Origin of the sequence: Pedobacter sp. 22226, from assembly GCF_052045455.1 — a bacterium.
Lineage (GTDB): Bacteria > Bacteroidota > Bacteroidia > Sphingobacteriales > Sphingobacteriaceae > Pedobacter > Pedobacter jeongneungensis.
On record NZ_JBQEPB010000018.1, the window covers coordinates 1 to 8,486 of the forward strand.

7 protein-coding genes are annotated in these 8,486 nt (G+C 41.4%); 2 read left to right on the plus strand and 5 right to left on the minus strand.

The window, feature by feature from the left end:
* Positions 1 to 226 (plus strand): hypothetical protein (locus ACTJKC_RS25310; protein WP_440796447.1); only part of this gene is annotated, 226 nt, incomplete at its 5' end.
* A gap of 59 nt (positions 227 to 285) precedes the next feature.
* On the opposite strand, the gene ACTJKC_RS25315 is transcribed toward ACTJKC_RS25310, so the two are convergent.
* The 4 genes from ACTJKC_RS25315 to ACTJKC_RS25330 all read right to left on the minus strand — a co-directional run bounded on the left by ACTJKC_RS25315 (position 286) and on the right by ACTJKC_RS25330 (position 6,779).
* Entirely contained in the window at positions 286 to 1,692 is a 1,407-nt protein-coding gene (locus tag ACTJKC_RS25315) for a TolC family protein (protein ID WP_344850004.1), read from the minus strand.
* Positions 1,679 to 4,876: an efflux RND transporter permease subunit gene (locus tag ACTJKC_RS25320; RefSeq protein ID WP_440796449.1), complete on the minus strand. Its 3,198-nt coding sequence runs from the start codon at positions 4,874 to 4,876 to the stop codon at positions 1,679 to 1,681. The genes ACTJKC_RS25315 and ACTJKC_RS25320 overlap by 14 nt, the downstream gene beginning before the upstream one ends.
* A gap of 22 nt (positions 4,877 to 4,898) precedes the next feature.
* Positions 4,899 to 6,101 carry an efflux RND transporter periplasmic adaptor subunit gene (locus tag ACTJKC_RS25325; protein WP_344850000.1) on the minus strand — a complete coding sequence of 401 codons (1,203 nt, stop codon included), beginning with the start codon at positions 6,099 to 6,101 and terminating at the stop codon, positions 4,899 to 4,901.
* Between the two features lie 72 nt (positions 6,102 to 6,173).
* The gene (locus ACTJKC_RS25330; protein WP_344849999.1) at positions 6,174 to 6,779 is read right to left on the minus strand and encodes a TetR/AcrR family transcriptional regulator; all 606 of its coding nucleotides are present in this window, start codon (positions 6,777 to 6,779) and stop codon (positions 6,174 to 6,176) included.
* A 221-nt stretch (positions 6,780 to 7,000) separates the two neighbouring features.
* Here ACTJKC_RS25330 and ACTJKC_RS25335 point away from each other — a divergent pair, with 221 nt between their 5' ends.
* A complete protein-coding gene (locus ACTJKC_RS25335) occupies positions 7,001 to 7,408 on the plus strand; it encodes a GNAT family N-acetyltransferase (protein WP_440796451.1) in 408 nt (135 codons plus the stop codon).
* A gap of 142 nt (positions 7,409 to 7,550) precedes the next feature.
* On the opposite strand, the gene ACTJKC_RS25340 is transcribed toward ACTJKC_RS25335, so the two are convergent.
* Entirely contained in the window at positions 7,551 to 8,201 is a 651-nt protein-coding gene (locus tag ACTJKC_RS25340; protein ID WP_440796453.1) for an NAD(P)-dependent oxidoreductase, read from the minus strand.
* Between the last annotated feature and the right edge of the window lie 285 nt (positions 8,202 to 8,486).

Genomic DNA, 8,486 nt, shown 5'->3' on the forward strand with positions numbered 1-8,486 from the left:
GGCTTGTGCTGACGAATTAAAAGCTTTGACGAATTTATCCGACATCAGATCCAAGCCTTGGGTTTTTGTTTCTTTTGGGCCAAGCCAAAAGAAAGAGCCCCTCGGCGGCGGTGAGCCGAGGCAAGACCGTGCTAGGGGGAAAAAAGTGCTAAAAACTTACAGATCCTTCGTGCCTCAGGATGACAATTTAATAATAAAAAAAGCACCAAGAACCTCGCGTTCCTAGTGCCTAAATTTATACACAAACCTATAAAGCCTTTTACAAGCCTTATAGGTTTTTGCAAATTAATTCCAGCCGCCGCCTAACGAGCGGTACAAACCAACCACAGCATTTAACTGCTCTGTTTTAATGGTGGTAAGTTCCAGTTCGCTTTGCAATAAATTGCCTTGCGCCGTAATTACCTCCAGGTAGTTCGCCATGCCGCTTTTAAACAACAAACTTGCATTTTTTGAAGCCTGCTGTAAAGTTTGCGCTCTTTTTTCGGCAATGCTGTATTGTGCTTTCAACTTCTCTACTTTCGTTAACTCATCCGACACTTCGCCAACCGCATTCAATACCGACTGACGGAACTGAATCACTGTTTTCTCACGGTCGATTTTAGCCAGTTCTAAATTGCTTTTTAACTGTCCGCGTTGAAAAATAGGCTGAGTAATCCCTCCCGAAACCAGTCCGAATAAAGATGCCGGTACATTAAACCAGTTGCTTGCCTTAAAAGAGTTTACTCCACCGCTTGCGGTAATCACCAGTGATGGATATAAACTTGCTTTCGCTACCCCAACCTTTGCATTTGCTACCGTTAACGCTAACTCTGCACTTTTAATATCCGGTCTGCGGCTCAACATTGCCGAAGGGAACCCTGCGTTTAAATCGTCCGGAAGCACCATTTTGTCCAAACGGCTCTCCCGGTTAATCGCTTTTGGTAAAGTACCGATCAGTACACTTAAAGCATTTTCCTGCAGGGTTACATTTTGTTCTAAACGGGGGATCAGCTGTGCCGCAACCAATTGCTGCGCCTGCGCCTGCTGTATCGCCAGCGAAGTAACCTGACCAGCATCGAACTGTAAATTGATAATCCTTAAGGTACTATCGTTCAGTTTTAAGTTCTTTCTGGCAATTTCCAGTTGCGCATCAAGCATCAGCAGGTTATAATAACCTTGCGCCACATTGGCAACCAAACGGGTTTGAACCGCTTTACGAGCTTCCTCAGTCTGCAAAAAACTGGCTAAAGCGCCGGCTTTTTGATTGCGGATCTTCCCCCAGATATCGGCCTCCCAAAACACACCCAGATTAGCGCTGTAATCTTCGATGTGTGTAGAACCCGTAAACTGGTTCAGGCTTAATCCATTTAAACTGTTATCGCTCGGACGGCTGGTACTTGCCGCCACCTGCAATTTAAGCTCAGGTAAATAACCCAATTTAGATTGTTTGAACAATACTTCTGCTGCATCGATATTTTTCAATGCAATTTGCATGTCGTAATTTTTAACCAAAGCTGTATCAATTAAATTCTGAACAGTAAGGTCGTTAATAAAACTCTTCAATGGCATGGTGCCAATGCTCGAAGAATCGCGTGGTGTGGTGTTTCTGAATAAGCCTGGCACAATATTGGGCAGGGCTGTATCTTTCGAAACCGAACATCCGCTCCAGATTAAAGCAAGGAGCAGGATGCTAACTATATTAAACCGTTTCATAAACTACATGATTATTAACAGGCTCTTCATGGTGGCGAACAACCTCATTTGATGATTTTTTTGATATTTTTTCCTGTAAAGCCTGGAAGATGACGAAAAGTACCGGAATGATGAATAAACCTAAAATTACACCTGAAACCATACCTCCTGCGGCACCAATACTGATGGAGTGGTTACCCTGTGCCGACGGACCTGTTGCAATACTCATCGGGAATAAACCAAACACAAAAGCAAGTGAGGTCATGATGATCGGTCTGATCCTTAATCGGGCGGCTTCGATAGCCGAATCAACCAGACTCAGCCCTGCCTTTCGTCGCTGCACCGCAAACTCAACGATCAGAATCGCGTTTTTAGCCAGCAAACCAATCAGCATAATCAGTGCTACCTGTACATAAATGTTGTTTTCGATACCGGTTAAACCCAATACCACAAACACACCGAATACACCTGTAGGGATTGAAAGGATTACCGCCAATGGCAGGATATAACTTTCGTATTGTGCTGATAAGAGGAAGTAAACAAACACTAAACATAACAGGAAGATCACTGTCGACTGTCCGCCTGAAGAAATTTCCTCACGTGTTTGTCCCGAGAATTCATAAGCATATCCGGTTGGCAATTGCTCTCTGGCCGTTTCTTCTATCGCTTTAATCGCATCACCAGAACTGAAACCTGGTTTAGGGATCGCATTGACTTCGATAGAGTTAAACAAATTATAACGCGAAGCCGTTTCCGAACCATACACACGGGTTAATTTAACCAGCGTACTGATCGGCACGCTTTCTCCGGCTTTGTTTTTCACAAACACACGGTCGATACTCGCAGGGTCAGTCCTGTCAGCAACATCAGCCTGAACCACCACACGGTAATATTTACCAAAGCGGTTAAAATCTGATGCCTGTGCCGTACCAAAATAGGTCTGCATGGTTTGTAAAATATCCTTTTTACTTACGCCCAGCTGATCGGCTTTTTCGTCGTTCACATCCAGTTGTAACTGCGGATAATCTGCTTTATAAGATGTAAAAGCATAGGCAATTGCTGGTTTCGCCATTAACTTTCCGATGAAGTTATTCGCTACACCACTAAATTTATCCAGTCTGCCGTTGGTTTTATCCTGTAACATCACGTTCATCGCTTCCACATTACTAAAGCCCGGTACGGTTGGAAAACTGAATACGAAGAAGGTACCTGCAGATATGGCTGCCATTTTAGCCCTTACGATATTCTGGATCTCATCGATATTTTTTACTGCTCCCCTTTCTTCATTTGGTTTTAACAATAAGAAAATCTGACCAGCCGAAGGACTATTAGATGCTGTTAAGAAGTTATAACCTGCAAGCGACATCACGAATCTTGCCGATGGCATAGCCCTCAATTCCTCTTCAGCCTGTTTTAATATTTTATTGGTATTGGCTAATGAAGTTCCTGATGGACTGGCAACCGCAATGGCCACAAAACCCTGATCCTCTGTAGGGATAAAGCCCGTTTTTGTTCTGCTTACCAGAAGAACAGTAACCGCAACGATTAACGCAAGTCCGGCCATGCTGATCCATTTATTACGGATAAGCACTTTTAAACCACCAACATATCGGTTGGTCATATAATTAAACCCACCGTTAAAGCCTGCATAAAACTTTTCTACAAAACCTTTTTTAGGTGCGTGATGACCGCCTTCAGCATGTTTATTCTTTAAAAATAAGGCTGCCAATGCAGGACTTAAAGTTAAAGCGTTAACCGCAGAAATAATAATGGCAATAGCCATGGTTAAGGCAAACTGTTTGTAAAAGATCCCTGTTGAGCCGGTCATAAAACCTACCGGTAAAAACACTGCCGCCATTACAAGCGTAATCGATATAATGGCCCCGGTAATCTCATTCATGGCCTCGGTAGTTGCCGCTTTCGGACTAAGCGAAGGATTTTCTTCCATCTTGGCATGCACCGCTTCCACCACCACAATCGCATCATCCACCACAATACCTATGGCCAGTACAAGTGCGAACAAGGTTAAAAGGTTAACAGAGAAGCCGAACAACTGCATAAAGAAGAAGGTACCGATAATCGCCACCGGAACCGCAATGGCCGGTATTAAGGTAGACCTGAAATCCTGAAGGAAGATAAACACAACGATAAATACCAGTAAAAAGGCTTCCACCAGGGTGTGTTCCACCTGATTGATGGATTCGTCCAGATCGGTTTTGGTACGGTAAAACTGATTGTATTTAATACCTGCGGGGAAATCTTTTGATAGTTTTGCCAATAATTTATCAATGGCAATCTGGATTTCGTTGGCATTAGAACCCGATAACTGGATTACCCCAATCGTAATTCCATCGTGTCCGTTTAAACGGTTAACACTACCATAACTGTAAGCACCCAATTCCACACGGGCCACGTCTTTTAAACGTAAGATAGAACCATCAGAATTGGAACGGATCGCGATATTCTGATATTCCTCAGGTTTGGTAAGTTTACCTTTATATTTAATGATGTACTCAAACGCTTCATTACTTCTCTCTCCAACCCTGCCCGGTGCTGCTTCCAGGTTTTTGTCCTGAATGGCCGTAATCACTTCATTTGGGGTAATTTTGTAAGTAGCCAGCTGACTTGGATTTAACCAGATACGCATCGAATAATCTTTAATACCGCCAAATACACTGGCCGAACCAACACCCGGGATACGTTTAAGCTCCGGAATGATATTGATCTGTGCATAGTTGTTTACAAAAACCGCATCGTATTTTTTTGGATCTTCAGAGTAAACCCCGATAGCGCCAATAAAACTGTTTTGCTGTTTTGTAGTGGTGATACCATATTGTACTACCTCTGCTGGCAATTGGCTGGTGGCCTGCGAAACACGGTTTTGCACGTTAACAGCTGCCTGATCGGGATTGGTACCTTGTTGAAAGTACACCGTAATCGCCAGCGTACCATCGTTACTGGCGCTCGAGGTCATGTAGGTCATGTTCTCCACACCATTAATGGCTTCCTCCAATGAAGGGGTTACCGAACGTAAAATCGTTTCGGCATTCGCCCCCGGGTACACAGCAGTTACCAATACCGACGGAGGTGCGATATTTGGGAAGCGCTCTAAGGGTAGCTTTGTTAAGCCCAGTATCCCAACTATTACCAATAAGATGGAAATAACAGTCGAAAGTACAGGCCTGTCTATAAATTTCTGAAACATGATTGCTTAAACTTTAAGTGTATTAATTTTTCGATTTTGCAACAGCTACTTTATCTGCTGCCTTTTGAGGCTGGATCACCATACCCTCCTGTAGTTTGTCAATGCCGCTTAACACAATCTGGTCGCCAACTTTTACCCCCGCATTAACCAGGTAATTTTCGCCGGCTTTACCCACAATGGTAATGGCTTGTTTTTTCACCTTGCTGCTGTCGCCTACAGTAAATACGAATACTTTGTCCTGCATTTCTACTGTGGCCGACTGAGGAACCAGAATGGCATCATTATGCTGCAAGCCTAAGTGGATTTTACCGGTATTACCCGAGCGTAACACACCGCTTGCATTAGGGAAACTGGCCCTTAAAGTAATGGCACCGGTGTTTTTATCAAACTGGCCATCAATCATGTCGATTTTACCTTTAAGTGGATAAACCGAATTGTCTGACAATAAAAGTTCAACCGCTGGTAAATGTTTAATCCTGTCGGCAGGGGTTTTACCAGGGTAATTTGCATTAAAGTTATTGAAGTCGTTTTCTGCAAGTGAGAAATAAACGTGTACTTCATGGATATCAGATAACTGAGTTAAAGCCACTTGATCAGTTGGCGAAACTAAACTTCCCTGTTTCTTAGGGATACGACCAATGTAACCACTTACCGTAGCCTTAACATTAGTATAACCTAAGTTGATCTGTGCAGAAGCTACGCTGGCTTTAGCTTGTTCGGCATTGGCCTGGGCAATTTTGTAAGCTGTTTTTGCAGTTCTTAACTGGATATCAGAAACCACTTTATTTTGAACCAATGGCGTTAACTTATCCACTTCCAGCTGTGCATTTAACATGGCAGCTTCTGCAGCATGTAAACTTGCTTTAGCGTTGTTTAAAGCCTCACGGAAAGGGTTTTCGTTAATTTTGAATAGTGTTTGTCCGGCTGTTACATAAGCGCCTTCGTTAACCAAAACGCTTTGAAGGTAACCGCTCACCTGCGGACGAACATCAATATCAACCGCTCCCTGTATAGAAGCCGGGTAGTCTACAAACGTAGTTTCGGTACTTGCGTTAATCGCACTTACAGGTAAAACCGGTGGTGGTGGCGCAGCTGCCGATTGCTCGGGAGATGATTTACAGCTAATCAAAATTATAGATAAAAGAGAAATTGTTAACAATGATTTAATACCATTAAACCATTTAACGGTGTTAAGTAATGGATACAAGCGATGTAGAGACTTCATATGATTAAATTTAATTGGATTATAGTGTATAAATAATCTAACAGTGTTAAATTACTGTGTAAAAAAAATATTTTAACTGTTAATAGATAACGTGATACCTTTGATGGCATCTTTTAAAATTTGCTGGTTTAGTTCGTCTGTTGTTCTTCCGTTCGGGCGCACCAGGTTAATCGAAATTAACCCGTGAATGATTGACCAATAGGTATAATACTTCATGCAGATATCATCTTCAGATACTGGTTTCTTCTCGAATAGTGATTCAATTACTTCGCCTAACATACCGCCTACATTTTCGGCTTCGGGCATTGAATTTTTAACGGTACAACAAACCATATCCACACCATACATCAGCTGATAAAATTCTTTGTGGGCAAAGGCGAAGTTCCAGTAGGCAATCCACATGGCTTCCATTTTATCTTCCGGAGATTCGTGTTTATCCCTGGCTTCGCGGATATCTTTGGCCAACATTAAATATCCCCTTCTGGTGAGTTCCAGTAAGATACCATCTTTGTTAGAAAAGTATTCGTAAATAATTGGTGCTGTATATTCGATCTGGTCGGCAATTTTACGCATACTCAATGCCTGCCAGCCCTCTGTTTGAACAATGTTCAAGGCTGCATCCAGAATTTTTGTTCTGGTTTCATCTTTTAAACGTAGAATTCTTTCTTTACTTCCCATGATCTGGAATATAAGGTGTAAATAATCTAACACCGTTAAGCAAATGTAGAACCAATTGCACAATTCACAATCATTCATTTGTCATAAACATTTTATTGCTTAGTTTTATTATTAATAATCAAGGTTTAAAGCGTTTAAACGTGTATTTTTAAATGAGTCAAATTTTTAAGAAAATATAAATCATGATTTTTCGCTTTGCAAAAACAACTGACATCGCTGCCATGCAAATCGTCAGACATACTGTAAAAGAGAACATTTTGTCCGATCCGGCTCTGGTTACTGACAAAGATTGCGAAGAATTTATTATTGAGCGGGGCAAAGGATGGGTTTGTGAGGTTGATGGTGAAGTGGTTGGTTTTTCGATCGTAGATTTAAAGGAGCATAATATCTGGGCTTTATTCCTTCGGCCAGAGTTCGAAGGGAAAGGTATTGGTAAGAAACTACACCGGTTAATGCTAGACTGGTATTTTGAACAGACTAAAGAACCTGTTTGGTTGGGTACAGCACCAAATACCCGTGCCGAAGAATTTTACAGCAGGCAAGGTTGGAGAAAAACAGGCATGGTTAATAAAGGCGAAATAAAATTTGAGATGGGTTATAAGGATTGGGTGAAACAGCCTAAGTTATGACCACAAGGCACGAATAGTTCTCTTGAACAGATTTCAATAAAAAAGTCGTCATTGCTGAGGCACGAAGCAATCCTAAAGCGTTCGCTAGTAGCGATAGTAGTAAGATTGCTTCGTCGTTCCTCCTCGCAATGACGAAACTGTGCTATTTAAGCATACTATTCCAGATAAAAGGTGCCTGTTTTACAAACTTACCCTCTCCTAAGTCCTCAATAATAAACTCCGCAATGTTCGCAGCGTTAATCTGATCGCCATCGCAATTAAGCAAACTTGTTCCTATTGCCGTTTGTTGATCAGTTTGGATAATCAAGGGTAAACGGATTAAAGTCCAATCTAGCTTACTTTCTGAAAGCATCTCATATTCTTTTTGCCGGTTTGCTGTAGAAACCGGATAATTCTCGTACATCCATTGAGTAGCAAATTTAGTTTTAGCATCTTTTTCATCAAAAGGCGTATCTACATTAATACCTGTAAGTACGATATAACGTTTCAGTCCAAAAGCTTGCATTGCTGTTAATATATTAGCAGCTGATTGCGTAAAGATTGTTTTTTCACTTGCTGGTTGTCCCATGCCTAAAGCACTCACAACGATATCACAATCTTTTATAAAATGATGTACGGCTTCAGCATCGCTAACATCGCCTGTTACAATTTCTAAAGAAGGATGACCAGACTGAAGTTTTTCGGGGTTTCTAACCAGGGCTTTTACCCTATAGTTTTGCGCCAGCAGCGCTTTTAAAATATAAGTACCAGCTTTACCAGTGGCACCGATTAAAGCAATTTTTAAATTTTGCATGATGTTCTCTTTATAAAATTTTAGAAAATAATGATTTAATCCCGGTTATCGGATGGATAAGGGAATTTCAGAACGGGGACTCTGTTTGGGGAATATTTTATAAAGAGATTTTAATGAGACTAATATAAGAAAAAATAATCGTTATTTACATTGGATTGTAAGTGAGTTACGTCATCTCCTTTGGTTTATCAAACTGATTTTTTTGTTGCAAATCTTATTACAAGAAGAAAGCTTAGTAAGCGTTTAAATAAAAGGCAGGGTGAATTTTCGTCATCTCTAGTTTTA